The 25,999-nt window shown below is 49.8% G+C and carries 28 protein-coding genes; 15 read left to right on the top strand and 13 right to left on the bottom strand.

Going from position 1 to position 25,999, the window contains the following annotated elements:
* Positions 1 to 3: 3 nt before the first annotated feature.
* The 6 genes from FDW92_RS09810 to pspA all read right to left on the bottom strand — a co-directional run bounded on the left by FDW92_RS09810 (position 4) and on the right by pspA (position 4,729).
* Positions 4 to 1,296, bottom strand: a complete 1,293-nt coding sequence (locus FDW92_RS09810) for an ABC transporter substrate-binding protein (protein ID WP_042308124.1) — start codon at positions 1,294 to 1,296, stop codon at positions 4 to 6.
* Positions 1,297 to 1,309: 13 nt separating this feature from the next.
* A complete protein-coding gene (locus FDW92_RS09805) occupies positions 1,310 to 3,019 on the bottom strand; it encodes a sugar phosphorylase (RefSeq protein WP_042308122.1) in 1,710 nt (569 codons plus the stop codon).
* 164 nt (positions 3,020 to 3,183) lie between these two features.
* Positions 3,184 to 3,414, bottom strand: a complete 231-nt coding sequence (gene pspD, locus FDW92_RS09800; protein WP_038640914.1) for a phage shock protein PspD — start codon at positions 3,412 to 3,414, stop codon at positions 3,184 to 3,186.
* 8 nt (positions 3,415 to 3,422) lie between these two features.
* Entirely contained in the window at positions 3,423 to 3,782 is a 360-nt protein-coding gene (gene pspC, locus FDW92_RS09795) for an envelope stress response membrane protein PspC (protein ID WP_004193243.1), read from the bottom strand.
* Entirely contained in the window at positions 3,782 to 4,006 is a 225-nt protein-coding gene (pspB, locus tag FDW92_RS09790) for an envelope stress response membrane protein PspB (RefSeq protein ID WP_004193245.1), read from the bottom strand. Before pspB ends, pspC begins: the two co-directional genes overlap by 1 nt.
* Before the next feature lie 54 nt (positions 4,007 to 4,060).
* Positions 4,061 to 4,729: a phage shock protein PspA gene (pspA, locus tag FDW92_RS09785; RefSeq protein WP_003020532.1), complete on the bottom strand. Its 669-nt coding sequence runs from the start codon at positions 4,727 to 4,729 to the stop codon at positions 4,061 to 4,063.
* 155 nt (positions 4,730 to 4,884) lie between these two features.
* Here pspA and pspF point away from each other — a divergent pair, with 155 nt between their 5' ends.
* Together pspF and FDW92_RS09775 are read left to right on the top strand one after the other, a co-directional pair.
* Positions 4,885 to 5,874, top strand: coding sequence for a phage shock protein operon transcriptional activator (pspF, locus tag FDW92_RS09780; RefSeq protein ID WP_169742010.1), 990 nt, complete (start codon positions 4,885 to 4,887; stop codon positions 5,872 to 5,874).
* An 82-nt stretch (positions 5,875 to 5,956) separates the two neighbouring features.
* Complete coding sequence (locus FDW92_RS09775; protein WP_042308119.1) at positions 5,957 to 6,601, top strand: quinolone resistance pentapeptide repeat protein QnrB69; 645 nt, start codon at positions 5,957 to 5,959, stop codon at positions 6,599 to 6,601.
* Between the two features lie 95 nt (positions 6,602 to 6,696).
* Here the strand turns inward: FDW92_RS09775 and FDW92_RS09770 are convergent, their stop codons facing one another.
* The 4 genes from FDW92_RS09770 to FDW92_RS09755 form a co-directional block, all read right to left on the bottom strand.
* Complete coding sequence (locus FDW92_RS09770) at positions 6,697 to 7,605, bottom strand: SDR family oxidoreductase (protein WP_042308117.1); 909 nt, start codon at positions 7,603 to 7,605, stop codon at positions 6,697 to 6,699.
* Positions 7,606 to 7,781: 176 nt separating this feature from the next.
* A complete protein-coding gene (locus FDW92_RS09765) occupies positions 7,782 to 8,297 on the bottom strand; it encodes a 2-oxo-tetronate isomerase (protein WP_042308115.1) in 516 nt (171 codons plus the stop codon).
* Between the two features lie 10 nt (positions 8,298 to 8,307).
* Positions 8,308 to 8,754 carry a YetF domain-containing protein gene (locus tag FDW92_RS09760; RefSeq protein ID WP_038640925.1) on the bottom strand — a complete coding sequence of 149 codons (447 nt, stop codon included), beginning with the start codon at positions 8,752 to 8,754 and terminating at the stop codon, positions 8,308 to 8,310.
* A gap of 9 nt (positions 8,755 to 8,763) precedes the next feature.
* Positions 8,764 to 9,267 carry a hypothetical protein gene (locus FDW92_RS09755; protein WP_042308111.1) on the bottom strand — a complete coding sequence of 168 codons (504 nt, stop codon included), beginning with the start codon at positions 9,265 to 9,267 and terminating at the stop codon, positions 8,764 to 8,766.
* A gap of 131 nt (positions 9,268 to 9,398) precedes the next feature.
* Here FDW92_RS09755 and FDW92_RS09750 point away from each other — a divergent pair, with 131 nt between their 5' ends.
* The 6 genes from FDW92_RS09750 to sapF all read left to right on the top strand — a co-directional run bounded on the left by FDW92_RS09750 (position 9,399) and on the right by sapF (position 15,415).
* Positions 9,399 to 9,791: a YdeI family stress tolerance OB fold protein gene (locus FDW92_RS09750; RefSeq protein ID WP_042308109.1), complete on the top strand. Its 393-nt coding sequence runs from the start codon at positions 9,399 to 9,401 to the stop codon at positions 9,789 to 9,791.
* 341 nt (positions 9,792 to 10,132) lie between these two features.
* A complete protein-coding gene (sapA, locus tag FDW92_RS09745) occupies positions 10,133 to 11,776 on the top strand; it encodes an ABC transporter substrate-binding protein SapA (RefSeq protein ID WP_042308107.1) in 1,644 nt (547 codons plus the stop codon).
* Positions 11,773 to 12,738 (top strand): peptide ABC transporter permease SapB, encoded by a 966-nt coding sequence (gene sapB / locus FDW92_RS09740; protein WP_042308105.1) that lies wholly within the window; start codon positions 11,773 to 11,775, stop codon positions 12,736 to 12,738. The genes sapA and sapB overlap by 4 nt, the downstream gene beginning before the upstream one ends.
* Positions 12,725 to 13,615, top strand: a complete 891-nt coding sequence (gene sapC, locus FDW92_RS09735) for a peptide ABC transporter permease SapC (RefSeq protein ID WP_016156640.1) — start codon at positions 12,725 to 12,727, stop codon at positions 13,613 to 13,615. Before sapB ends, sapC begins: the two co-directional genes overlap by 14 nt.
* On the top strand, positions 13,615 to 14,607 hold the full coding sequence (gene sapD / locus FDW92_RS09730) for a peptide ABC transporter ATP-binding protein SapD (protein ID WP_003020556.1): 993 nt from the start codon (positions 13,615 to 13,617) through the stop codon (positions 14,605 to 14,607). The genes sapC and sapD overlap by 1 nt, the downstream gene beginning before the upstream one ends.
* 1 nt (position 14,608) lies before the next feature.
* Positions 14,609 to 15,415 (top strand): peptide ABC transporter ATP-binding protein SapF, encoded by an 807-nt coding sequence (gene sapF, locus FDW92_RS09725; protein ID WP_042308101.1) that lies wholly within the window; start codon positions 14,609 to 14,611, stop codon positions 15,413 to 15,415.
* 40 nt (positions 15,416 to 15,455) lie between these two features.
* Here the strand turns inward: sapF and FDW92_RS09720 are convergent, their stop codons facing one another.
* A complete protein-coding gene (locus FDW92_RS09720) occupies positions 15,456 to 16,145 on the bottom strand; it encodes an EAL domain-containing protein (protein ID WP_042308099.1) in 690 nt (229 codons plus the stop codon).
* Positions 16,146 to 16,588: 443 nt separating this feature from the next.
* On the opposite strand from FDW92_RS09720, the gene fabI reads away from it, so the two are divergent.
* The 7 genes from fabI (at position 16,589) to osmB (ending at position 24,698) form a co-directional block, all read left to right on the top strand.
* The gene (gene fabI, locus FDW92_RS09715) at positions 16,589 to 17,377 is read left to right on the top strand and encodes an enoyl-ACP reductase FabI (RefSeq protein ID WP_042308097.1); all 789 of its coding nucleotides are present in this window, start codon (positions 16,589 to 16,591) and stop codon (positions 17,375 to 17,377) included.
* A 211-nt stretch (positions 17,378 to 17,588) separates the two neighbouring features.
* Complete coding sequence (locus FDW92_RS09710; protein ID WP_042308095.1) at positions 17,589 to 18,731, top strand: carboxymuconolactone decarboxylase family protein; 1,143 nt, start codon at positions 17,589 to 17,591, stop codon at positions 18,729 to 18,731.
* An 89-nt stretch (positions 18,732 to 18,820) separates the two neighbouring features.
* A complete protein-coding gene (locus FDW92_RS09705) occupies positions 18,821 to 20,755 on the top strand; it encodes an exoribonuclease II (protein WP_042308094.1) in 1,935 nt (644 codons plus the stop codon).
* 264 nt (positions 20,756 to 21,019) lie between these two features.
* Positions 21,020 to 23,011 carry a cyclic di-GMP phosphodiesterase gene (pdeR, locus tag FDW92_RS09695; protein ID WP_042308093.1) on the top strand — a complete coding sequence of 664 codons (1,992 nt, stop codon included), beginning with the start codon at positions 21,020 to 21,022 and terminating at the stop codon, positions 23,009 to 23,011.
* A 183-nt stretch (positions 23,012 to 23,194) separates the two neighbouring features.
* Positions 23,195 to 23,377 (top strand): hypothetical protein, encoded by a 183-nt coding sequence (locus tag FDW92_RS09685; RefSeq protein WP_042308514.1) that lies wholly within the window; start codon positions 23,195 to 23,197, stop codon positions 23,375 to 23,377.
* 81 nt (positions 23,378 to 23,458) lie between these two features.
* Positions 23,459 to 24,211 carry a DNA-binding transcriptional regulator YciT gene (locus FDW92_RS09680; protein WP_042308090.1) on the top strand — a complete coding sequence of 251 codons (753 nt, stop codon included), beginning with the start codon at positions 23,459 to 23,461 and terminating at the stop codon, positions 24,209 to 24,211.
* A gap of 268 nt (positions 24,212 to 24,479) precedes the next feature.
* On the top strand, positions 24,480 to 24,698 hold the full coding sequence (gene osmB / locus FDW92_RS09675) for an osmotically-inducible lipoprotein OsmB (protein WP_038640946.1): 219 nt from the start codon (positions 24,480 to 24,482) through the stop codon (positions 24,696 to 24,698).
* A gap of 88 nt (positions 24,699 to 24,786) precedes the next feature.
* Here osmB and yciH read toward each other — a convergent pair whose 3' ends face one another.
* Entirely contained in the window at positions 24,787 to 25,113 is a 327-nt protein-coding gene (yciH, locus tag FDW92_RS09670; protein ID WP_042308087.1) for a stress response translation initiation inhibitor YciH, read from the bottom strand.
* Complete coding sequence (gene pyrF / locus FDW92_RS09665; RefSeq protein WP_137400616.1) at positions 25,114 to 25,851, bottom strand: orotidine-5'-phosphate decarboxylase; 738 nt, start codon at positions 25,849 to 25,851, stop codon at positions 25,114 to 25,116.
* Positions 25,852 to 25,999 lie beyond the last annotated feature (148 nt).

The raw sequence follows: 25,999 nt of genomic DNA, 5'->3' as shown, positions 1-25,999 counted from the left end.
CCATTAGCGCTGTTCAACAAGGTCATCCAGTTTGGTCTGGCTGGCCTTCATCGTCGTTGAAAGGTCAGCTTTTCCTACCGTGACGTTGTGCACCATGGTGCTTATGACGCCGGAACCCGTAACGTCACCCATGCGGGTAAAGTTCTTATCGCCGACTGCGCCGAAGACCTGAATATTCGGCAGTTCGGCAATCAGCTGATTGGGTAACTCACCCAGCGCTTTAATGACGGCGTTATCTTTCCACGTTGAGGTGTTCACCACCGCTTTATTAACCGGGAGCGCGGCACCTGGGGACATCATTACCCAGTCAGCAATGTTGTCGGCCTGCTCCATAAAGGTGACAAATTTTTCTGCGGCTTCTGTCTCTTCGGTTTTTTGTCCTGCGGTTATGGTCAGCGACGTCAACATGCCATATACAGCAGAGGTTTTTTCCGTCGGTACCATAAAGCCAACATTTTGAGGATCCCCCTCCTTAATCACCGCCGGGAGGATATAGGTGGAATAAATAGCCATTGGTGCAGTGCCGTTCATGAAAGCGTCTTTGACCTCCATGATGTCGTTAGAACCCGGCATCGTGTTTGCCGCAAGCGAGCGATAGTATTCCAGCGCCTGCGCCATCTCTGGCGTATCAAGGGTTATCTTTCCCTGCGCATCGAAAACGTTAGCCTGGTTAGAAAGCGCGAACTGGGAGAAGGACTGTTCGGTCAATACGCTTTCCGCCGTAGGGAGCGCAATACCATATTTTTTGCTGGCAGGATTGTTTAGCTTTTGCGCCACGTCGAGCAATTGCTGCCAGTCTTTCGGTTCTTCAAGGCCTGCTTTTGCCAGTACATCTTTGCGATACCAGACCCCGCCAATCCAGGCGCTGACCGGAACCCCGGTCCATGCAGAGCCATCTTCGGTGCGTACAATACGCAGTACGCCATCATAAAACGCGTCTTCACCTACACCGTTAATGACCTGCGCCACCGCTTTACGATCGATAAGCGATTCTTTGTCCATGACTTTCGCGTAGTCATGGCTGGTTTCAATAACTTCCGGAAGTGAACCGCTACGCGCGAGGGTAATCACTTTGGTGTTGTAAGCATCCTCTTCAACAGGAACCTGTTTGACGCTGATACCGGGGTTCTCTTTTTCAAAGCGCTCAATCAGTTTGGCAATAACCGCCTGCCGCTCCTGCTCTACAGAAGAGTGCATAAATTCAATTGCGACAGAGGATTTTTTATCATCCTTACACCCAGAAACCAGGGCGCAGGACACCAGTGCTGAAATCAGCACAATTTTAGCTTTAAGCATGAAATGTTCCTTTTTATTTCTTAACCCACATAACCTGCCAGGCGTGTAGTGTTAATTCCTTACCCGAAATACTTTCTTCGCTAATCAAATCAAATCCATTTTCAATATCAATATTAATGGTTTGTGTCTGACCGCTGACATTAAATAAACCGGTAATTTCTTCGCCTGTCTCTGCCGTACGCTTAATTTGCATAACGGCCGGTGTAACACTGTAAATCTTAAAATTACTATCAGGATGGAATGCTTTATTATTACGTCGTAGAACAATCAATCGGGATAACTCATGGTAAACGGCGTGACGCAAACAGGTTTCATCAGCCAGTTCCGTTTCTATTTGTCTGATATGATATTTTTTACGGTTGATCGCCCGGTTATACCCCAGTTCCTCCACACCTTTATAGTCATTACGTGACCCGAGGATACTTTGAATGTAAATCGCCGGTACGCCTGGAAAACTCAGCAAAATGGCATGGGCGAGAATAAAGCGGGCAAATCTTTCAGTATTACTGCTATTACCCGGCGTTAACGCATCCATATACGTGACGTTAATTTCATACGGACTTCGACTACCATCAGGATTATTCTTCCAGTTAACCAGGGCGCCTTCTTGTTGTAATTCCGTCACCAGTCGCATGATTTCATCTTCAGGTAACAGGCCCCGTAACGGGTTGAGGCCAATTCCGTCATGCGATGCGAGGAAATTAAACCATGTGGTCTCAGTCGATGGCAGTTCCAGTGATTGCGCCCACTGACACAATGTCGTTGTATCCTGGCGTTGTACCGCATGCAGCACCAGCGGCGGCAGCGAGAACTGGTACACCATGTGAGCCTCATCGCGGCCATTACCGTAATAGGAAATGTTATCCTTATGCGGAACGTTCGTTTCAGTAATGATCGCTGTACCAGGTGCCGCGCAATCAGCAATAGCGCGGAACAGTTTGATAAGCTGATGCGTTTTTTCCAGGTGAATACAGGTTGTCCCTGGCTCTTTCCACATAAAACCAACCGCATCCAGGCGGACATAATCAGCGCCCTGCTCCAGGTAACTCAGTAGTACATCGATCATCGCCAGTAATACTAATGGATTGGCATAGTTGAGATCGATCTGGTCGTCGCTGAACGTCGTCCAGAGATGACGCACTGTATTATCTTTCAACGTAAACGGGGTCAGTAACGGTAATGCGCGCGGGCGCGTGACGTTGCTCAGGTCCGTATCAGGATCCATCGCAATAAAGAAATCTTCATAACCGTCAAGCTGTTGCAAATAGTTATTAAACCATTCGCTTTTAGCTGACATATGGTTACAAACAAAATCAAACATCAGTCGACTGGATTCAGCTAATTGCTTAATATCATTCCAGTCACCGGTTTCTTCGGCAACCTGATAGTAATTAATTACTGAAAAACCATCATCCGATGACCACGGATAAAATGGCAACAGGTGCACATGAGAAAATATCGACTTAAGCCATTCATTATAAAACTGATTAAACGTTGGCAGCGGTTTTTTATCTTCCGCGTAAAATTGATCGGCGTAAGTGATCAGAACGACATCGCCCTCATCCCAATGCGCTTTACGGTTTTTTTTAATTAATTTTCGTGCTTTTTCTAAACGTGCAACCAGCGCTTCATAGTGAAGTGAAGAAAATGTGTCTCCATAGACTTCACTCAGACATTTTTGGATTTTTTGGTTCACCTTCATTTCTCGTGGTAGCGGTCCCATGACGCAAGAGACTACTCTGCCGGAAATAAGCTGTCAATCAGCTGAGGTGGCCTGGAGGGGGGTTATAAAAGAATTTTGGCAGCCAAAAAATCGTATTTGTGAGCTGCCGCAAATTAACTGAGGGAATGTTGATTAATTGTTGCTTGCTTTTGTTGTTTCGGATATCAGGGTTGATTACCTGAATAGCGTTTCGACAATTTTGTCGCTGCCCGGCTCAACAAAGGTTCAAGTACTAACGCCAGCAACATTTTTAGCGGACGTCGGGCCACGGACTTCACCGCCCACCCTGCTACCCCTGCCGGGCCATAGCGCAGCGCAGTCAGCAGCACCAGCTTACCTGCTATTTTAAAGCCCGGCTTTACCTTTTGCCCGGCACGTTGCCAGCGATTATTCATTTTTAACCTCACAATTGGCGGAAGCGGCTGCGTAATGTGAAGGTATCAGATGTCACATAACGCTCCATCTCACGCAAACGCTTTTCACTTGCAGCCAGCTCACGATCGACAGCATCCAACAGCTCACCGCTTGATGGCTGCTGTTCTCCGGAAACCACGTTGTCCGGCATCGGATCCAACACAAACGTCAGTACGATGTAGGCGACAAAGGTGAAAAAGGCCAGACCAAAAAAGATGGACAGTACCACCAGGATCCGCACCAGTTTCACAGGAACATCGAGATAATGCGCAATACCCGCGCAAACCCCTTTCACCATGCCCTGCTGCGGTATACGCCACAGTTTTTTATTCAGATTAACGCCCCCCATTAGCGGTCCCTCCAGTTTGGATGTTCAGCATCAAGGATATCTTCCAGCGCTTGAATGCGCTCACGCATCCTCTGTGCATCCTGGTTAAGTTCTACCAGACGCTGTTGTTCACTTTGCGCCAGCTCGCCGCGACTGGAACGATTGCTGTAATGCAGCCAGAGCCAAATCGGTAAGACGAAAAGCACAAAGATGGTTAACGGGATGGCCAGAAATAGCGCGCTCATGAGTACTCCTTACAGGTGATGAACGGCGGCGCGTTCGGGCACCGCCAGATATTATTATTGCTTGTCTTGCTGCATTTTGGCTTTCAATTGCGCCAACTGCTCGCTGATTTCATCATCTGCTTTCAGGTCAGCAAATTGCTGATCCAGAGACTTCTGCTTACCGAAGTTATGGCTTTCAGCTTCAGCTTCCATTTGATCGATACGGCGCTCAAAAGATTCAAAGCGCGCCATCGCTTCATCCAGTTTGCCGCTGTCCAGTTGACGACGAACATCACGGGAAGAACTCGCCGCCTGGTGGCGCAGCATCAACGCCTGCTGACGAGCACGGGTTTCACTAAGTTTGTTTTCCAGCTCACCGATCTCTTTTTTCATACGCGCCAGCGTATCGTCAACCAGCGTCACCTCATGCTCCAGCGAGGCAATCAGATCAGTCAGTTTCTGTTTTTCGATTAACGCAGAACGCGCCAAATCTTCTTTTTCTTTACGCAGCGCCAGCTCTGCTTTTTCCTGCCACTCTGCCTGTTGGGCGCTGGCCTGTTCGATACGACGCGATAACTGTTTCTTTTCTGCCAGAGCGCGTGCGGAGTTGGAGCGCACCTCAACCAGCGTGTCTTCCATTTCCTGGATCATCAACCGCACCAGCTTCTGCGGATCTTCAGCCTTTTCCAGCAACGCATTAATGTTGGCGTTCACGATGTCGGCAAAACGAGAAAAAATACCCATAATGTAATCCTCACTTACTGTTCTGATATCGGGCAATGCCCTGCTGCTGTTCTAATGCACTTCGCATGCCAACTTTTTAATTCATTGAATTATATGAAAATATCCAATTTTACCTGCCGGGATAAATAGGGTAAATTGGTGAATAACACTAACAAATGGTGAATTTCATCATGGCAGGATACAAAGATAATCTTCTGGGCGAAGCGAACAGCTTTATTGAAGTTCTGGAGCAGGTTTCTCATCTCGCGCCGCTGGATAAACCTGTGCTGGTCATTGGGGAACGCGGTACGGGGAAAGAGCTTATCGCCAACCGCCTGCACTATCTCTCCACCCGCTGGCAAGGCCCGTTTATTTCACTTAACTGCGCGGCGCTCAACGAAAATTTACTCGATTCTGAACTCTTCGGTCACGAAGCTGGCGCCTTTACTGGCGCACAGAAACGTCATCCGGGTCGTTTCGAGCGCGCCGATGGCGGCACGCTGTTTCTTGATGAACTGGCGACCGCCCCGATGCTGGTACAGGAAAAACTGCTGCGCGTTATTGAGTACGGAGAGCTGGAACGCGTAGGCGGTAGCCAGCCGCTGCAGGTCAACGTACGACTGGTTTGTGCAACCAATGCCGACCTGCCGCGCATGGTGAATGAAGGCACGTTCCGCGCCGACCTGCTGGATCGTCTGGCTTTTGATGTGGTGCAACTCCCACCGTTACGCGAACGTCAAAGCGATATCATGCTAATGGCTGAACATTTTGCCATTCAGATGTGCCGTGAGATCGGGTTACCGTTGTTTCCAGGGTTCACCGACGAGGCCAAAGAAACGCTCCTCCACTACCGTTGGCCGGGCAATATTCGTGAGCTGAAAAACGTCGTGGAGCGTTCAGTTTACCGACACGGGACCAGCGATTACCCGCTGAATGAGATTGTGATTGACCCGTTCAGGCGTCACACCACACCGCCGCTGGTGCAAGAAACCAGACACACATCAGTAGCCTTACCGCTGGATCTGCGTGAATTCCAACAGCAGCAGGAAAAGGAATTTTTGCAAACCAGCTTACAGCAAGCGAAATTTAATCAGAAAAAAGCCGCTGAATTATTAGGTCTGACCTACCATCAGCTCCGTGCGTTACTCAAGAAACACCAAATTTAGCGTACAGGGGCAGACGTTGGACGCGAGGGTTAAAACAGTTTACCATGTTGCAATCACTGTATAAAAAAACAGGTTAATCATGATGACTCTGGCGTTAGTTGGCGAAAAAATTGACAGAAACAGGTTCACCGGTGAGAAAGTCGAAAATAGCACATTTTTCAACTGTGATTTTTCGGGTGCCGACCTTAGCGGTACTGAGTTTATTGGCTGCCAATTTTATGATCGAGAGAGCCAGAAAGGGTGTAATTTTAGCCGCGCTATCCTGAAAGATGCCATTTTCAAAAGTTGCGATCTCTCCATGGCGGATTTCAGGAATGTGAGTGCGCTGGGAATCGAAATTCGCCACTGCCGTGCACAAGGTTCAGATTTTCGCGGCGCAAGCTTTATGAATATGATTACCACACGCACCTGGTTTTGTAGCGCCTATATCACCAATACCAACTTAAGCTACGCCAACTTTTCAAAAGTCGTACTGGAAAAGTGCGAGCTGTGGGAAAACCGCTGGATGGGTACTCAGGTACTTGGCGCAACGTTCAGTGGATCGGACCTCTCTGGCGGCGAGTTTTCATCGTTCGACTGGCGGGCAGCAAACTTTACGCACTGTGATTTGACCAATTCAGAACTGGGCGATCTCGATGTCCGGGGTGTTGATTTGCAAGGCGTTAAACTGGACAGCTACCAGGCATCGTTGATCCTGGAACGTCTTGGCATCGCTGTCATTGGTTAATATTCAGGGAGCGGTACATGCCGCCCCCTGCCCTTATACAGTATTGTCCGCGCTGGTTTTCCCCCGCGGACGTTTCGACTCAGCGAACATAGACGTCAGAGGGTTCCGGTCCCCCCGTCAGAACACCATACCTGACCGGATGTATAGCTATTCTCTTCAGCCGCTAAAGTGACATACAGCGGAGCAATTTCTACCGGTTGGCCTGGCCGACCGAGCGGCGCATTTGCGCCAAATTTCTCAATTTTTTCCTGTGGTTGGCCGCCGCAACACTGCAATACCGTCCAGTACGGTCCAGGCGCGACAGCATTCACACGGATCCCTTTGGGTGCCAGTTGCTTTGCCAGCGATTTAGTAAATGCCACTATCGCCGCCTTGGTCTGAGCATAATCAAGCAGGATCTCACTTGGCTCATAAGCCTGTACCGACGAGGTGTTAATAATCACGCTGTCTCGTGAGAAATGAGGAACAGCCGCTTTGGTGATCCAAAACATGGCGTAGACATTGGTCTTGAATGTCGCATCAAACTCTTCTGTGGTGAGGTCTTCGATCGATTCGCAAAATTGCTGACGACCGGCGTTATTCACCAGAATATCCAACCCTCCCAGCGCTTCTACCGCCTGTTTTACCAGATGGTTACAGAAAGTTTCGTCACGAATATCACCGGGAATCGCCGCGACTTGTCTCCCTGTTTTTTTTATCAATTCGACAACTTCGCGCGCATCGTCCTCTTCTTCAGGTAAGTAATTAATCGCGACATCGGCGCCTTCGCGGGCATAAGCAATGGCAACTGCACGCCCAATACCTGAATCACCTCCGGTAATTAATACCTTGCGACCATTTAACCTGCCGCTTCCCTGATAGCTTTCTTCGCCATGATCGGGACGCGGTTGCATTTTTCCAGCCAGACCCGGAAAAGGTTGTTTTTGATGTGGAAAAGGCGGCTGCGGAAAACGTTCTGAATTAGTTTTATTGGTGGTCTGTTTTCCTTTATTTAGGTCAGTCATTCAATCACCTCTCATGAGTCATCATTCATCGCAAAGACTAATAAGCGTAGAACAAAATGAATGACATGACCTTTATAATTTACCCACAACTTCATTTTTGCCAAATATTAACCTGGTCCTTACGATGATAACTTCACATTGCGTTGAGATATTTACTCGGATAAGTCCTGGTTTATTTATTTGTTCTTCCAGACTGAAACTTCTTCAACCAATACCGCCAGGCTAAAACGTACCGCCTTTTCTATAACGTCCTGGCAATCACCGGAAAAATATTCCCGTTTTGTTATTATCCGCCCGCGGAAATTCCACGCAAACCACACCGTTCCTGCGGGAGTACCATCCTCCCCACCCTCCGGCCCCGCATATCCGCTAATGGCTATGCTGATATCGGTTCCGGCTTGCTCACGTATCCCTACAGACATCTCACTTACCGTTTGCTCACTAACGGCGCTATATTTCTCCAGCGTACTGGCCCGCACGCCGAGCATTTTCTGCTTGGCACGATCGCTAAAGGTTATAACGCCGATATCATAAAATTCTGCGGTATCCGCCTGTGCACAAAGCGCGGCGGCCAAGTTTCCTCCTGTACAAGATTCTGCGGTAGTCAACGTTAAACCGCGATCAATAAGCGTTTTTGCAACCCGTTTCGTCAGTTCATTGCGTGTTTTTGCGTCATTGTACTCCGTGTTCATTACCGCCTCGCTAATTCTCTTCAGGAATGACAGAAATATGTCCGTTACGTTCCAGAATGGCATACTTGATTTTACTGGATTCGGTAATCCCCTGATTTTGTCGTGCAGCGACTAATATATCGTCAAGAGAAACATCCACTTTCTTCATTTTATCCAACAAAGGTATCCCGTGATCAAGCAGGATAACCGGAGAGCCATCCAGCACGGATTCTGCCCCACCTACCTTTTTCTTAATGAAACCAAACAGAATATCAATAGTAACCAGTGTGACAATCGTGATCATGGCGCCGGTTAGCGAAAAATCATTACCCAATAAGGCTTGTTGAGTTGCTTCACTGATAATCAGTAATAAAATCAGATCGAAGCTGGTCATTTGTAACAATGCCCGGCGACCTGCAATTTTGAAAACTACCAGCAAAATAAGGTAAATGGCTAATGCCCGGAAGACCATCTCCATACTCACCTCCTAGGGATAAATAAATTGTCTGAAGCGGATTTCAGGTTCGCCATTTAGCTGGAGAAAACTCATTACACTTCCTGGCTTCACGGGCGTAACCTGCAGCCAGATAGTAAAGTCCTGCGTTGCTTCAGAATCATTGTAGACAAGGTAAAGATCATTACCCTTGCTGTACATGCTGTCTGGCTGCGGCCAAATATTTTCCATCTCATAAAATTTGTTGAAATCGCCGCCAATGCGCAACGTCTTGTTCACAGAATCATACTTTTGTGCAGAGATGTTAATTTTAAATTCCGTTTGCAAACGCCCAAACCTTTCGTATTGTAACTCTGTTGTCTTTAAGCTATTTTTTCTCGTTACCTCACTTAAATATCCCTTGGAAAACGATCCCTCCATAGCAAGTAAAACAATGCAGAGCAAACAGATAAAACCAATCTTGTGAAAGCCAGATTCAAAATTCAGAAAACGCTGGCTCTCTTTTACGCCTTGCAAATGGGCTTTCTCTCTGTTCATCTCCCCGCCTCGCTTATATAACACCAAGCCGTTGTTTTATTGAAAAATTACAATTTGAGACTTATCCCACTCGCCAAATTAATAAATAGCTACAAAACTTAATAAGTCAAATCAATTTTAATGGAGGCTCTATGAAAATATCTCTCGCCCCCTTACTGTGTTGTTTTTTATTGCCCACAGCGTTTGCCGATGATAATGGCGGATTAAAAAAAGATACCGCCCCGCCACCTGCGCACGCACTGGATGAAGGGTATCGTGGCACTGAAGATGCAAGAATCATGACCGTCCAACAAGCTAAAACCATGCATGACGGTGCGACCATCTCTTTACGAGGTAATCTCATTGAGGCTCAAGGAGGAGATAAGTTTATCTTCCGGGACAAAACCGGCACTATCAATACGCTAATCCCGCTTGCCGTCTTTGATGGCCGAACGGTAAAACCCGATCAAATGATCAGGATTAACGGTAGCCTTGACGCTAAAATGCAACCGCCGGTGGTACGCGTTAATAAAATCCAGAAGTAATTCGACATCCGGGAAGATATTCACTCTTCCCGGCCTCATTCTTGTTACTTTTCCGCTGATTCTCTGGACGCCCCCTTCCATTCAACAGATTCATTTTTCCCGTCAGACACCTCACATAATCTCTCTCCCAGTGAATCCGGCGTTTAAGCGAGTCAGAGGGGCCATGAAAATGCTAAGATAGCTAATAGAGTATATGCAAAGTGGATAGCAGGTATGAATTTTGACCAACTGACGATGTTGAATTCGCGGTCATCACCCCTGCAGCCCCAAACACAAACGGTAATGGCAAATGTCATTAAGTATTAGTAAGATAGCTTCTTTATATATAACCCTTTAAAATTATGCGCCTGGTTTTATCATCTCTGATCGTGATGGCTGGATTTCTGAGTGGTCAGGCTGTAGCTGCGCCTGAGCAGGCCCCGTACGCTGATATTCGTGACAGTGGCTTTGTCTATTGCGTTAGTGGGCAGGTCAATACGTTCAATCCACAAAAAGCGAGCAGCGGTCTCATCGTAGACACATTAGCGGCCCAATTGTATGACCGACTACTTGATGTCGATCCCTATACCTATCGCCTGGTGCCAGAACTGGCTGAAAGCTGGGAAGTCATGGATAACGGCGCAACCTACCGCTTTCATTTACGTCGCGATGTTCCGTTTCAAAAGACAGCCTGGTTCACGCCCACCCGCAAACTGAATGCGGACGATGTGGTATTTACCTTCGAGCGCATCTTTGATCGCCAGCATCCGTGGCACAATGTCAATGGCAGCAGTTTTCCTTATTTTGACAGCCTGCAGTTCGCCGATAACGTCCAAAGCGTGCGCAAGCTGGACAACAACACCGTTGAATTTCGCTTAAATCAACCCGACGCTTCTTTCTTGTGGCACCTTGCCACACATTATGCCTCTGTGATGTCGGCTGAATATGCTGCCAAATTAGCAAAACAGGATCGCCAGGAATTACTCGACAGACAACCCGTCGGCACTGGACCGTACCAACTTTCAGAAAATCGTGCAGGCCAATATATTCGCCTACAACGGCATGAAAAATTCTGGCGTGGTACCCCCTTGATGCCGCAGGTCGTGGTGGATCTCGGCTCTGGCGGAACCGGACGTTTATCGAAATTACTGACCGGCGAGTGCGATGTCCTGGCCTGGCCCGCTGCCAGCCAGCTCAGCATATTGCGTGATGATCCTCGACTGCGTCTGACGCTGCGTCCGGGGATGAATATCGCCTATCTGGCGTTCAACACGGATAAACCGCCGTTGAACAATCCTGCCGTACGACATGCGTTAGCGCTGGCTATTAACAACCAACGGTTAATGCAATCTATTTACTACGGTACGGCGGAAACCGCGGCATCTATTTTGCCTCGCGCCTCGTGGGCTTATGACAACGAAGCTAAAATTACCGAGTACAATCCGGAAAAATCGCGCGAGCAGCTAAAAGCGCTGGGGTTGGAAAACCTGACGTTACAACTTTGGGTCCCCACCAGCTCTCAGGCCTGGAACCCCAGTCCCCTGAAAACCGCGGAGCTGATTCAGGCTGATATGGCTCAGGTGGGTGTGAAAGTGAAGATCATCCCGGTAGAGGGTCGTTTTCAGGAGGCGCGATTAATGGATATGAATCATGATCTGACGTTGTCCGGTTGGGCAACTGACAGTAACGATCCTGACAGTTTTTTCCGACCGATGCTCAGTTGTGCCGCCATTAACTCACAGACCAACTTTGCCCACTGGTGCAATCCGGAGTTTGACAGCATTTTGCGCAAAGCCCTCTCTTCGCAACAACTCTCCTCGCGGATTGATGCCTACGACGAAGCACAAAATATTCTCGCACGCGAGTTGCCGATCCTGCCGCTGGCCTCTTCGCTCCGTTTGCAGGCTTACCGCTATGACATCAAAGGGCTGGTGCTCAGTCCATTCGGCAACGCTTCTTTTGCCGGGGTTTCCAGGGAAAAGGCTGAAGAGGTGAAAAAACCATGATTATCTTCACCCTGCGCCGATTTTTATTACTGCTGGTCACCCTGTTCTTCCTGACTTTTATTGGGTTCAGCCTGAGCTACTTCACACCTCATGCGCCGTTACAGGGCGCATCGCTGTGGAACGCCTGGGTATTCTGGTTCAATGGCCTGATTCACTGGGATTTTGGTGTGTCCAGTATTAACGGCCAGTTAATCTCAGAACAACTCAAAGAGGTGTTTCCGGCGACGATGGAGCTGTGCATTCTGGCCTTTGGTTTTGCACTGATGGTCGGGATCCCGATAGGCATGTTAGCGGGCATAACACGTAATAAATGGCAGGACCGTTGCATCAGCGCATTGGCTCTGATGGGCTTTTCTATTCCGGTTTTTTGGCTGGCGCTGCTGCTGACGTTGCTCTTCTCACTGACCCTCGGCTGGCTGCCCGTTTCCGGGCGTTTTGATCTGCTCTACGAAGTTAAGCCCGTTACCGGATTTGCCATTATTGATGCGTGGATCACCGACTCGCCCTGGCGCGATGAAATGCTGGTCAGTGCGATCCGTCATATGGTGCTTCCGGTATTAACGCTCTCCGTGGCACCGACGACGGAAGTTATTCGTCTGATGCGTATCAGCACCATTGAGGTCTTTGATCAAAACTATGTTAAAGCGGCGGCTACTCGTGGTCTGTCACGGTTAACGATTTTACGCCGTCACGTACTGCACAACGCACTTCCACCGGTTATCCCGCGCCTGGGTTTACAGTTTTCCACCATGCTGACGCTGGCGATGATCACCGAGATGGTCTTTAGCTGGCCAGGTCTTGGCCGTTGGCTGATTAACGCGATTCGCCAGCAAGATTACGCGGCTATTTCGGCGGGTGTGATGATAATAGGCTCATTGGTTATCATTGTTAACGTCATCTCTGATATTTTGGGTGCTATGGCTAACCCTCTGAAACATAAGGAATGGTATGCCTTACGATAGCGTCTACAGCGAAAAGCGCCCGCCTGGTACGCTGCGCACCGCATGGCGCAATTTTTACGGCGATGCAACCGCAATGATCGGCCTGTATGGCTGTGCGGGACTGGCGATTCTGTGTATTTTTGGTGGTTGGTTCGCGCCTTATGGCATCGACCAACAGTTTCTCGGCTACCAGCTTTTGCCACCGTCATGGTCGCGCTATGGCGAAGTCTCTTTCTTCCTCGGGACTGATGATCTGGGGCGTGATGTTTTAAGCCGCCTGCTCAGCGGTGCGGCCCCAACCGTGGGCGGCGCGTTTGTCGTCACCCTTGCCGCCACGCTGTGTGGTTTATTGCTTGGCGTGGTTGCCGGGGCAACACACGGTTTGCGTTCCGCGGTGCTCAATCACATTCTGGACACCCTGCTGTCGATCCCTTCACTGTTGTTGGCGATTATTGTGGTGGCTTTTGCCGGTCCGCATCTGACTCACGCGATGTTTGCCGTCTGGCTGGCGCTGCTGCCGCGGATGGTTCGTTCCGTCTACAGCATGGTGCATGACGAACTGGAAAAAGAGTATGTCATTGCCGCTCGCCTTGATGGCGCAACCACGCTCAATATCCTGTGGTTCGCCGTTCTGCCCAATATTACCGCCGGGCTTATCACTGAAATTACCCGTGCGCTGTCGATGGCGATTCTGGATATCGCCGCGCTGGGTTTTCTCGACCTGGGCGCACAATTGCCATCACCGGAATGGGGAGCCATGCTCGGCGACGCGCTGGAACTGATTTATGTCGCACCGTGGACTGTCATGCTGCCAGGGGCGGCGATCATGATAAGCGTGCTGTTGGTTAACCTGCTGGGTGATGGCGTGCGCCGCGCAATTATTGCGGGGGTGGAATAATGCCATTACTCGATATTCGCAACCTGACCATTGAATTCAGAACCGGTGACGACTGGGTAAAAGCAGTTGACCGCGTCAGCATGACCCTCAATGAGGGTGAAATCCGCGGACTGGTTGGCGAGTCTGGCTCCGGCAAGAGCCTGATCGCCAAGGCCATTTGCGGCGTCGCTAAAGATAACTGGCGCGTAACCGCCGACCGTATGCGCTTTGATGATATCGATCTCCTGCGCCTTTCCGCGCGTGAACGACGCAAGCTGGTCGGTCATAACGTTTCCATGATCTTTCAGGAACCGCAATCGTGTCTTGATCCGTCCGAGCGTATTGGACGACAGCTGATGCAAAATATTCCAGCCTGGACCTACAAGGGCCGCTGGTGGCAGCGCATCGGCTGGCGTAAACGCCGGGCGATTGAGCTTTTGCACCGCGTCGGGATAAAAGACCATAAAGATGCCATGCGCAGCTTCCCGTATGAACTGACCGACGGCGAGTGTCAGAAGGTAATGATCGCTATCGCACTGGCTAATCAGCCGCGCTTGCTGATTGCTGATGAGCCGACGAACGCGATGGAGCCAACGACCCAGGCGCAAATATTTCGCCTGCTGACCCGGCTGAACCAAAATAGCAATACCACCATTTTGTTGATCAGCCATGACCTGCAAATGCTCAGCCAGTGGGCAGACAAAATCAACGTAATGTACTGCGGACAAACGGTGGAAACCGCGCCCAGTAAAGATCTGGTGACGATTCCACATCATCCTTATACGCAGGCGTTGATCCGCGCCATTCCTGATTTTGGTAGCGCCATGCCGCATAAAAGTCGTTTGAATACCATGCCAGGAGCGATTCCATTGCTGGAACAATTACCCATCGGCTGCCGTCTGGGGCCGCGCTGCCCTTATGCTCAACGTGAATGTATTGAAACCCCACGACTGACCGGAGCAAAGAATCATCTCTACGCCTGTCATTTCCCGCTGAATATGGAGAGAGAGTGAGATGGTAGAAACCCTGCTCGAAGTTCGCAATCTGAGCAAAACCTTTCGCTACCGGACGGGTTTATTTCGCCGACAGACCGTTGAGGCCGTTAAACCACTCAGCTTTACCCTGCGCGAACGTCAGACGCTCGCCGTCATTGGCGAGAATGGTTCCGGTAAGTCCACGCTGGCAAAGATGTTAGCTGGCATGATTGAACCCACCAGCGGTGAACTGCTGATTGACGATCACCCGCTAAAGTATGGTGATTACTCATTCCGTAGTCAGCGGATCCGCATGATTTTTCAGGATCCGTCAACATCGCTTAACCCTCGTCAGCGTATTTCACAGATCCTCGATTTCCCGCTGCGTCTGAACACCGACCTGGAACCTGAACAGCGTCGCAAACAGATAATAGAAACGATGCGCATGGTCGGCCTGCTGCCTGACCATGTGAGCTATTACCCGCATATGTTAGCGCCGGGGCAAAAACAGCGCCTGGGGCTTGCCCGCGCGCTCATTTTGCGACCTAAAGTGATTATCGCCGACGAAGCCCTTGCCTCTCTCGACATGTCGATGCGTTCGCAGCTCATCAATTTGATGCTGGAATTACAGGAAAAACAGGGGATTTCATATATCTATGTGACTCAGCATATCGGCATGATGAAGCACATTAGCGATCAAGTATTAGTCATGCATAAGGGGGAAGTTGTTGAGCGCGGCAGTACCGCGGATGTTCTGGCCTCCCCACTACATGAGCTGACTCGTCGTCTGATTGCAGGGCATTTTGGCGAGGCGCTTACCGCGGACGCCTGGCGGAAAGATCGCTAATAAAGCCGCAGCCCTCCGTAGCCGGAGGGCAATTACGCCATCAGTGACAAACACCGGGTAAGAGCAGAGTCTCAACCTCGTTAAACACGACTGACGGAAAAACGCTCCCCTGTATCGCCCAGACACCTGCGGCGCTGACGTCATTGATAAGTCGTGATGTTTCGACCCCCTCCACCGCAATGCGATCGCAATATTCCCGAATGTTTTTGATAAGCACCGGAAACATCGGCTTTTCTACCTGTTCAAGGAAAAAACCGCGATCCAATTTAACCACGTCAAAATGACCGCAAACCAGTGGAGTTGCCCCGACGTTACCGGAGCCGAGATCGCCCAGCCATAGCGCGTTTGGGCCATCACAGAGTGAATTAATCAGCAGATTATTCAGGCAAATCGTACTCGACAGAAAACGCTCTGACAGCTCCAGTGCAATAAAGGGCATTGCGTGTAGGGCCGACTTGATGACCGGATCACCTATCGCCAGAAGCGCCATTTCATCAATAAGATGAAGGGTGCAGAGCAGATTGTTGCTCTCAAACCAATCACGCTTTTCGGCAATTAATTGAATTTGCTTGAGCATGAAATTACGCTTTTGTTCGCTATCCCACGCTGAAACGATGATATCTGCATGCAATGGGCGAACCGTATCTGCAGCAAACCGGGCGATCATCTCCACACCCAGCAACTTATTTGTTGTGTCTCTCATCGGTTCCGCGATGAAATGATAGTGCATAAGACCACTCCAATTGATCATAACTTCCTGATAATGCACTTTTAATCACAATCAATCAATAATATCGATCAATGTATCGATATTGATCGATAAAAACAATATATCATAACAATCTGAATATATGCATGTTTTTTGTTTTAAGAAAGTTCTTACCTTGCTATGTTTATTAACATCAGCTAGCGCCTTAATAATACCATTTTAATGCCTTTAAATCCTTGTATTTTCTCATTGTCTTCAATGGAATACGGGTCGGGCAAGGCACAACCAGGGGAAGTAATATCCTCGCCATTTGCAATGAATGGCAAGAGTCATTTAGGGTTGATAACCATTCAAAAAGGAACAATGAGTAGGATATAATTTCAGACCAATTTCGCGCGTTTTTGAGATGGCAATCATCACGCATTGATTGCTACGAAGAAGCACTGATCATAAGGATTAAAGCTATGGGTTTTCTTTCCGGTAAGCGTATTCTGGTGACGGGTCTTGCCAGTAAATTGTCCATTGCCTGGGGAATCGCTCAGGCCATGCATCGCGAAGGCGCTGAGCTGGCGTTCACCTACCAGAACGACAAACTAAAAGGCCGTGTGGAAGAATTTGCCGCTCAACTGGGGTCCAGCATCGTACTACAATGTGATGTTGCCGAAGACGCCAGCATCGATGCGATGTTCGCTGAACTGAGCCAGTCCTGGCCGAAATTCGACGGATTCGTGCATTCCATCGGTTTCGCGCCTGCTGACCAGTTGGATGGCGACTATGTGAATGCGGTCACCCGCGAAGGTTTTAAAATTGCTCATGACATCAGCGCTTACAGCTTTGTTGCGATGGCAAAAGCTTGCCGCTCTATGCTGAACCCAGGCTCTGCGCTACTGACGCTATCCTACCTGGGCGCAGAACGCGCGATCCCTAACTACAACGTGATGGGTCTGGCAAAAGCCTCTCTGGAGGCAAACGTCCGTTACATGGCTAACGCAATGGGTCCTGAAGGTGTACGAGTGAACGCCATTTCCGCAGGTCCTATCCGCACTCTTGCCGCTTCCGGCATTAAAGATTTCCGTAAAATGCTGGCGCATTGTGAAGCGGTGACGCCGATTCGCCGCACCGTGACGATTGAAGATGTGGGCAATTCCGCAGCATTCCTGTGCTCCGATCTGTCTGCCGGCATCTCTGGTGAAGTCGTTCACGTTGATGGTGGCTTCAGCATTGCAGCGATGAACGAGCTGGATCTGAAATAATCGTTTAGTCCTCTATGGGCGGCCTACCGTCGCCCATGATTTTCACCGCCTCCGCTACTGCCCAGCGCCATATATACTTTTCCGATATTTATTATCACGTAACAATCTTTCATCCCCCCATCGGCTTACGTCAGGATATTGCAGCGCAAACGATCCGGCGCAGGTGTATGACGACGTGTCCGGGTCGCCACTTTTAGACCAAGGAACGCCCATGGAACAACGCCGAATTGTAGGCAAAAGCCACTGGTATCATGAGACGCAATCCAGCACGTATCCGCAAGATGTTCTGCCGCTGGTGCCGGAGGCCGCTCATGTTGACGACAGCTTTTTACTGGACCTGGCGATATCTCATGACGTACTTTTACCCTTTCAATCCTGGTTAACCCCTGCCCGTAAACTTGCCCAACTTCTTTTCCCTGCTCATGTCGTACTGGATCGGATGCATACGTTCAGCGCCTATGAACGGATGAGTACCGCCCTGACCGTCGCTCAGGTGTATGGTGTGCAGCGATTGTGTAATCACTATGCCGCACGTTTAACGCCGCTACCGGGTCCTGATTCGTCTCGTGAAAGTAATCACCGACTGGCGCAAATCACCCAATATGCGCGCCAGCTCGCCAGTTCACCTGCCGTGATCGGCGAGCGTGATCGTCAGCACCTTGATGCGGTCGGGCTGACCACCTGCGATAACATACTGATGAATCAAATCATCGGCTTTGTTGGTTTTCAGGCGCGGGTAGTCGCATTACTTCAGGCCTGGTGCGCCCACCCGGTACGTCGAATACCGGGTCTGGATATACAGCAATTCGCGCACGCTTCGCCATTTAGCGCCGCAAACTCAATCTGGCACCCTGCGCCATTATCGCTCGAAAAACAGTATGCCTCCGTTAAACCAATAGCGGGTTACCCCAACGAACTGCACGCGCTGCTCCCCTTGCTAACACATTCACCTGACGTATTAGATGTACTCAGTTCACTGATTTCCAGCATACAACGCAGCGATAAGCCGGCGCGGGCATTTTCTCTGACGACACTGATGACATCACGCATTAACGGCAGCGTGGCCTGCTTTAATGAACACGCGCATACCGCACATGAATTAACTGACATCATCACTGTCCTTCGTCAGGATGAACGTGAATTGCAGCGCTGGGAACAACGACATCCGGTTGAGCGCGTCACCCTGCAGGCGGTACAATGGCTTACCCGAGCGCCCGACCGCTTTAGCGCCGCACTGTTAACACCGTTGTTCGATCAGGGTATCTCTTCAGAACAGGCGATTAACCTGCTGGCCTGGAGTGGATTATGCGGATGGTTAAATCGCTTGAAAATCGCGCTGGGCGAGACGTATTAACCGATCCACTTACTTAAAGAGCGCTTGCTGCAACTGGCAGAATCGCGTAAAACTGTCAGCCGCTCTTTTAGCCACGAAAATAGACAATTATGCTTCAGGACAACCCGCTGCTAGCGCAGCTTAAACAGCAACTACATTCCCAGACGCCGCGTGCTGAAGGGGTGGTAAAAGCCACGGAAAAAGGCTTTGGCTTCCTGGAAGTCGATGCACAAAAAAGCTATTTTATTCCACCGCCGCAGATGAAAAAAGTCATGCATGGGGACCGTATTGTTGCGGTGATCCATACGGAAAAAGATCGTGAGTCTGCGGAGCCGGAAGAACTTATCGAACCCTTCCTGACGCGCTTCGTGGGTAAAATTCAGGGTAAAAATGACCGTCTGTCGATTGTGCCGGATCATCCGTTACTGAAAGATGCGATCCCTTGTCGCGCCGCCCGTGGCGTTGAACATGAATTTAAAGAAGGTGACTGGGCCGTGGCAGAAATGCGCCGCCATCCGCTAAAAGGCGATCGCACCTTCTACGCTGAATTAACCCAATTTATCACCTTTGCGGACGATCACTTTGTCCCGTGGTGGGTCACGCTGGCGCGCCATAATCTCGAAAAAGAAGCCCCGGACGGCGTAGCGACTGAAATGCTGGACGAAGGTCTGGTGCGTCAGGACTTGACCGCCCTCAATTTCGTCACCATCGACAGCGCCAGCACCGAAGATATGGACGATGCGCTGTATGCCGAAGAACTGGCCGATGGCACGCTACAGTTAACCGTCGCTATTGCCGATCCTACCGCCTGGATTGCAGAAGGCAGCAAACTGGATAAAACGGCGAGAATTCGTGCCTTTACCAACTATCTTCCGGGGTTCAATATCCCGATGCTGCCACGTGAGCTGTCTGACGATCTGTGCTCTCTGCGCGCTAACGAAGTGCGCCCGGTTCTGGCTTGCCGTATGAGCATTACCGCCGACGGTACGATTGAGGATAACATCACCTTCTTTGCAGCGACTATCGAGTCTAAAGCGAAGCTGGCCTATGATAACGTCTCTGACTGGCTGGAAGGCACCGGCGACTGGCAGCCTGAAAATGACGCAATTGCTGAACAAATCCGTCTACTGCATCGTATTTGTCTGAGCCGTGGTGAATGGCGTCACAACCACGCGTTGGTATTTAAAGATCGTCCGGATTACCGTTTTGTCCTCGGTGAAAAAGGCGAAGTGCTGGATATTGTGGCGGAACCGCGTCGCATAGCTAACCGTATCGTGGAAGAGTCAATGATTGCGGCAAATATTTGTGCTGCACGCGTACTTCGCGACACGCTGGGCTTCGGCATTTATAACGTCCATATGGGATTTGATCCGGCAAACGCCGACGCACTGGCTGCGCTGCTGAAAACCCATGGTATGCACGTAGATGCCGAAGAGGTTCTGACGCTGGAAGGCTTCTGCAAACTGCGCCGCGAACTGGATGCGCAGCCTTCCGGTTTCCTCGATAGCCGTATTCGCCGGTTCCAGTCGTATGCTGAAATCAGTACCGAGCCAGGTCCGCACTTTGGGCTGGGTCTGGAAGCCTATGCCACCTGGACCTCTCCTATTCGTAAGTATGGCGACATGATCAACCACCGTCTGCTTAAGGCGGTCATCAAAGGCGAAACGATTGCCCGTCCGCAGGATGATACGACCCTGCAAATGGCCGAACGTCGTCGCCTGAACCGCATGGCCGAACGCGATGTGGGTGACTGGTTATACGCCCGCTTCCTGAGCGACAAAGCAGGCACCGACGCCCGCTTCGCTGCCGAGATCGTTGACGTCAGCCGCGGCGGTATGCGAGTGCGTTTAGTGGATAATGGTGCAGTCGCATTTATTCCAGCCCCGTTCCTGCATGCTGTTCGTGACGAACTGGTATGCAGCCAGGAAAGCGGTACCGTACAAATCAAAGGTGAAGTGGTTTACAAAGTCACAGATGTGATTGATGTCACCATTGCTGAAGTGCGGATGGAAACCCGCAGCGTTATCGCTCGTCCAGCCGCGTAACATCGATGAAGCTAACGGCCTTTCTCTTCTTGTGAAAGGTCGTTTTCTTTTCTCTCCCAAATCTCCACCACGCACTACACTTCTTTCATCCGGTCTAATTTATTTTTTTACTATTTTCAGTTCCGCTAGCTTTGCTTTTTTTAGATTCTGGATTACATATCAATATATAAATAAAACAATACGTTCAGCCATAATCACCCTGTATGAATCATGGCTACCTATACTTTTGAGGCTCTATGCGCTTTAAGCGGGATAGTACACATCATGAAAGACGTCCGGGAGCGGGTTACGTTGTATAGCTATGTGGGCACTCATAACCCCTACTGGCGCCTGTCAGAGGATTGCAACATCCTGCATTTCTCTATCGACGAAGCGTCAGCAGCCGATCAGACCGTCGAATTGTCAGTTGAGCAAGCCGACCGCATTCGTGAAATGACTGTGATTACGTCGAGCCTGTTGATGACACTCCCCATTGAAGATGACGACATTCCCGTCCATCTGGTCGGCAGGAAAATCAATAAGCGCGAATGGGCCGGTAGCGCATCCGCCTGGGATGACACCCCTTCCGTCGCGCGCGACCTGGCTCACGGCCTCTCCTTCGCTGAGCAGGTTGTTTCTGAAGCTAACGCCGTCATTGTCATTCTTGACCGTATGGGCAACATCCAGCGCTTTAATCGCCTGTGCGAAGAGTACACCGGTCTCAAAGAGCGTGAAGTGATTGGCCAAAGCGTTTTCACGCTATTTATGAGCCGGCGCGAAGCCGCAGCCTCAAGACGCAACATTGAGGTGTTTTTTCGCGATGGTAATTCTTATGAGGTCGAACGTTGGGTTAAAACCTGCAAAGGCCAGCGTCTGTTTCTGTTCCGCAATAAGTTTGTGCATAACGGTAGCGGTAAGAACGAAATATTTCTGATCTGTTCCGGTACCGATATCACTGAAGAGCGCCGCGCGCAGGAACGTCTACGGGTGTTGGCAAATACCGACTCCATCACCGGTTTACCGAATCGCAACGCAATTCACGAGCTGATCAGCAACGCCATCGAAAACGCGGGTGAAACCCAGGTCGGGATTGTATATCTCGATTTAGATAACTTTAAAAAAGTTAATGATGCCTACGGACATATGTTTGGCGATCAGCTGTTACAGAGTGTATCGCTGGCAATCCTCAGTTGCCTCGACGACAACCAACTACTGGCAAGATTTGGCGGTGATGAATTTATTGTCCTTGCCACCGAAACGTCTCAGGGCGCGCTGGAGGCTACGGCATCGCGTATTCTGACGCGCCTGCGTCAACCTTTTCGCATTGGACTAATAGAGGTCTATACCGGATGTTCAATCGGTATTTCTCTCGCACCACAGCATGGACAGGATGGCGAGAGCGTCATCCGTAACGCGGATACGGCCATGTATACGGCAAAAGAAGGCGGTCGTGGTCAGTTTTGCGTCTTCTCTCCGGAAATGAATCAGCGGGTTTTTGAATATCTGTGGCTGGATACCAATCTGCGTAAGGCGCTGGAAAACGATCAACTGGTTATCCACTATCAGCCCAAGATAACCTGGCGCGGTGAAGTACGGAGTCTTGAGGCTTTAGTTCGTTGGCAGTCCCCGGAACGTGGCCTCATACCGCCGTTAGAGTTTATCTCTTACGCCGAAGAATCAGGGCTCATTGTTCCACTCGGCCGATGGGTTATTCTGGACGTTGTGCGCCAGGTGGCAAAATGGCGTGCCAAGGGAATAAATCTACGCGTGGCGGTAAACGTGTCTGCGCGCCAGCTCGCCGACCAGACGCTTTTTACCGCTCTCAAGCAGGTGCTTCACGATCTCAACTTTGAATACTGCCCCATCGATGTTGAATTAACGGAAAGCAGTTTGATTGAAAATGAGCAGTTGGCGCTATCCGTCATTCAGCAATTTAGCCAGTTGGGGGCACAAATCCATTTGGATGATTTTGGCACCGGCTATTCGTCGCTGTCTCAACTGGCCCGCTTCCCGCTTGATGCCATAAAACTGGATCAAACCTTTGTCAGAGATGTGCACAAGCAACCTATTTCGCAGTCGCTGGTGCGGGCCATTGTCGCGGTTGCGCAGGCGCTCAACCTACAGGTCATCGCCGAAGGCGTTGAAAGTGCAAAAGAGGATGCGTTTCTGACCAAGAATGGCGTCAATGAGCGTCAGGGATTTTTATTCGCCAAGCCCATGCCTGCAGCGGCGTTTGAACGATGGTATCGACGACACCTGAACAAAAATACGCGATAATGCAGAAAGATTAATCGAGGAAAATAGCCATAAATGGACAATTCGTGATGTTCCTATCTGTATGTAATCACAGAATATATAATATTCTTCAATCATTCAGGTTAATACTATTTTTCCCTTCTCTTTTGCCATGAAATTCTGCATCATGAAATTCAAACTCTATTTGCCCTTTGGATGATGATCATGTCTGATATCGACGCTCAGCGTCTGGCCGAACGCATTGATACCGTGCTGGATATCCTCGTTGCAGGTGATTACCACTCAGCCATCCACAATCTCGAAATTCTGAAGGCTGAACTGTTAAACACGGTCAAAGAAGATACTCAATCTTTGTCAACAAAACAGAAAGCTCCGTGGGAGATCTGATGACATCGCTCTCTTGATGTTACTGCTATCAGCAGACTTCCGTTTATTTTCCGATACGACATTGCTATAAAAATTAATACTATGAATTCCCGACAACAATCTATTTTGCAGATGGTGACCGATAAAGGTCAGATGAGCGTCGCCGATCTGGCAAAGATCACCGGCGTTTCAGAAGTGACGATTCGACAGGATCTGAATACGCTGGAAAAACAGAGTTATTTACGCCGTGCGCACGGATTTGCTGTTTCGTTAAACAGCGATGATGTGGAAACGCGTATGATGACCAATTTCACGCTAAAACGTGAGCTGGCTGAATTCGCTGCATCGCTGGTCAGCCCCGGCGAGTCTGTATTCATTGAGAACGGCAGCAGCAACGCGCTCCTGGCCAGAACGCTGGCGGAGCAAAAAGATGTCACTATCATTACGGTGAGCAGCTACATCGCTCACCTGCTCAAAGAAACGCCCTGTGAAGTGATTCTCCTTGGTGGGATTTATCAGAAAAAAAGTGAGAGCATGGTCGGCCCCTTAACTCGCCAGTTTATCCAGCAGGTACACTTCAGTAAGGCCTTTATCGGCATTGATGGCTGGCAGGCAGATACCGGCTTCACCGGACGCGATATGATGCGTTCTGATGTGGTTAATGCGGTACTGGAAAAAGGCGCAGAGGTTATTGTGCTTACCGACAGCTCAAAATTCGACGCTATTCACCCTTACACCCTGGGGCCTTTAGAGCGGTTCAGCCGCGTCGTGACGGACTCTAAGCTCAGCGCCAGCGTACAAATGCAGCTTGAGCATTCAGGATTAACCGTCAATATCATTGATACCAACGCATAATACCTGCGCAAGATGATTTGTCGGCAGGCAAATCATCTCTTCTCTGAGAGTTATCTGACAACCCAATTAAGACTTTTTACCTGTTGTTAACAGGATAAACTCGTAAAATTAATGTTAGCGATATAACAGGAGCGAACATCCAACTGCAGGATATTGGTTGTCATGCTTTCGCTAAACGGTTACACGGAAATATCTTTGATAGTCACGATTTAGCGCTATCCTTAAAGAACACTGGATTCCGTGAATCAATAATTCAGGAGAAAGTATTATGTTAGTAACGAGCAAAAAAATGACCGCAGCCATTCTGGCGCTTACTCTGGCAATGTCTCTGAGCGCCTGCTCTAACTGGTCCAAACGCGACCGTAACACCGCTATCGGGGCTGGTGCGGGTGCAGTAGGTGGTGCAGTCCTGACGGATGGCAGCGCGCTGGGTACGCTGGGTGGTGCTGCTGTCGGTGGTATTATTGGCCATCAGGTAGGTAAATAATTTACGGTTGACCAGCTCGATATAATTAAACGTTTACTTTTTCAGCTCTGTATTTTAAAAAGCCACGGATTATCTCCGTGGCTTTTTATTAACCGCCAGCCAGTTTAACTTTCATGCCTTTGGCTTCCAGCAATGATTTTATCAGGTCACGTTTATCGCCCTGAATTTCAATCACACCATCTTTTACCGCCCCACCGCAACCACATTTTTTTTTCAGTTCCGCGGCTAATTTAGCCAGTTCAGCATCATCCTGATCAATACCGATAATCAGGCACACGCCCTTCCCTTTGCGGCCACTGGTCTGGCGTTGAATGCGGACAATACCATCACCCTTTGGACGCTCAGGGGCGGCCTTCGGTTCTTCAATTCGCCCGGAGTCGGTTGAATAGACCAGGCGAGAGTTTGAATCGCTCATTTACACACCTCTTTTCAGAGAGGCATTGATCATCTTCAGCGTCTGCGCCGGGTCAGCAGACTGCGTGACCGGACGACCAATCACCATGTAATCCACACCGGCTAACTGCGCCTGCTCTGGCGTCATAATACGACGCTGATCGCCCGCTTCGCTGCCTTCAGGGCGAATACCCGGCGTCACTAACTTAAATGCCTGTCCAAACGCCTGTTTGAATAGTACCGCTTCCTGCGCTGAGCATACGACACCGTCCAGCCCGCAATGTTGAGTTAAACGCGCCAGTCTTTCAGCATGCTCTGCTGGTGACAACGTCACACCGAGATCGGCGAGATCGCTGGCTTCCATGCTGGTCAGAACCGTCACAGCAATTAGCAATGGCGCATCCTTACCAAAAGGCTCCAGGGCCTCACGGGCAGCCGTCATCATGCGCGCCCCGCCAGAGGCGTGTACGTTAACCATCCACACGCCGAGGTCGGCAGCTGCAGCTACGGCATGTGCAGTTGTATTGGGAATATCATGAAATTTCAAATCAAGAAAGACATCAAAACCACGTTGTTGTAGTTCACGAACCAACTGAGGTCCACAAAGCGTGAACATCTCTTTGCCCACTTTCAAACGGCAATCACGAGGATCAATTCTGTCGACAAAAGCTAATGCTTTATCACGATTTGCGTAATCAAGAGCGACAACGACAGGAGAATCAGTAACAGCACGAGAAGAAGATGAAGCAGTAAACGTCATGACCAGACCTTCCTGAGGATGGGCGCCACCGGTGGCGCAAAATGGGTAAACGGCGTGCATTCTACCTGCGGCAATAGAAAATTAACAGGCACGATTACATTTCTGCCCGGCGAGCTGGCAGCGGAGGTTGATGATGGGATGGTTATAC

The sequence above is a fragment of the Citrobacter sp. wls706 genome, from assembly GCF_005281305.1.
GTDB lineage: Bacteria > Pseudomonadota > Gammaproteobacteria > Enterobacterales > Enterobacteriaceae > Citrobacter > Citrobacter werkmanii.
Note: the sequence above shows the minus strand (reverse complement) of the source record. Positions and strands in the feature narration are given on the sequence as shown.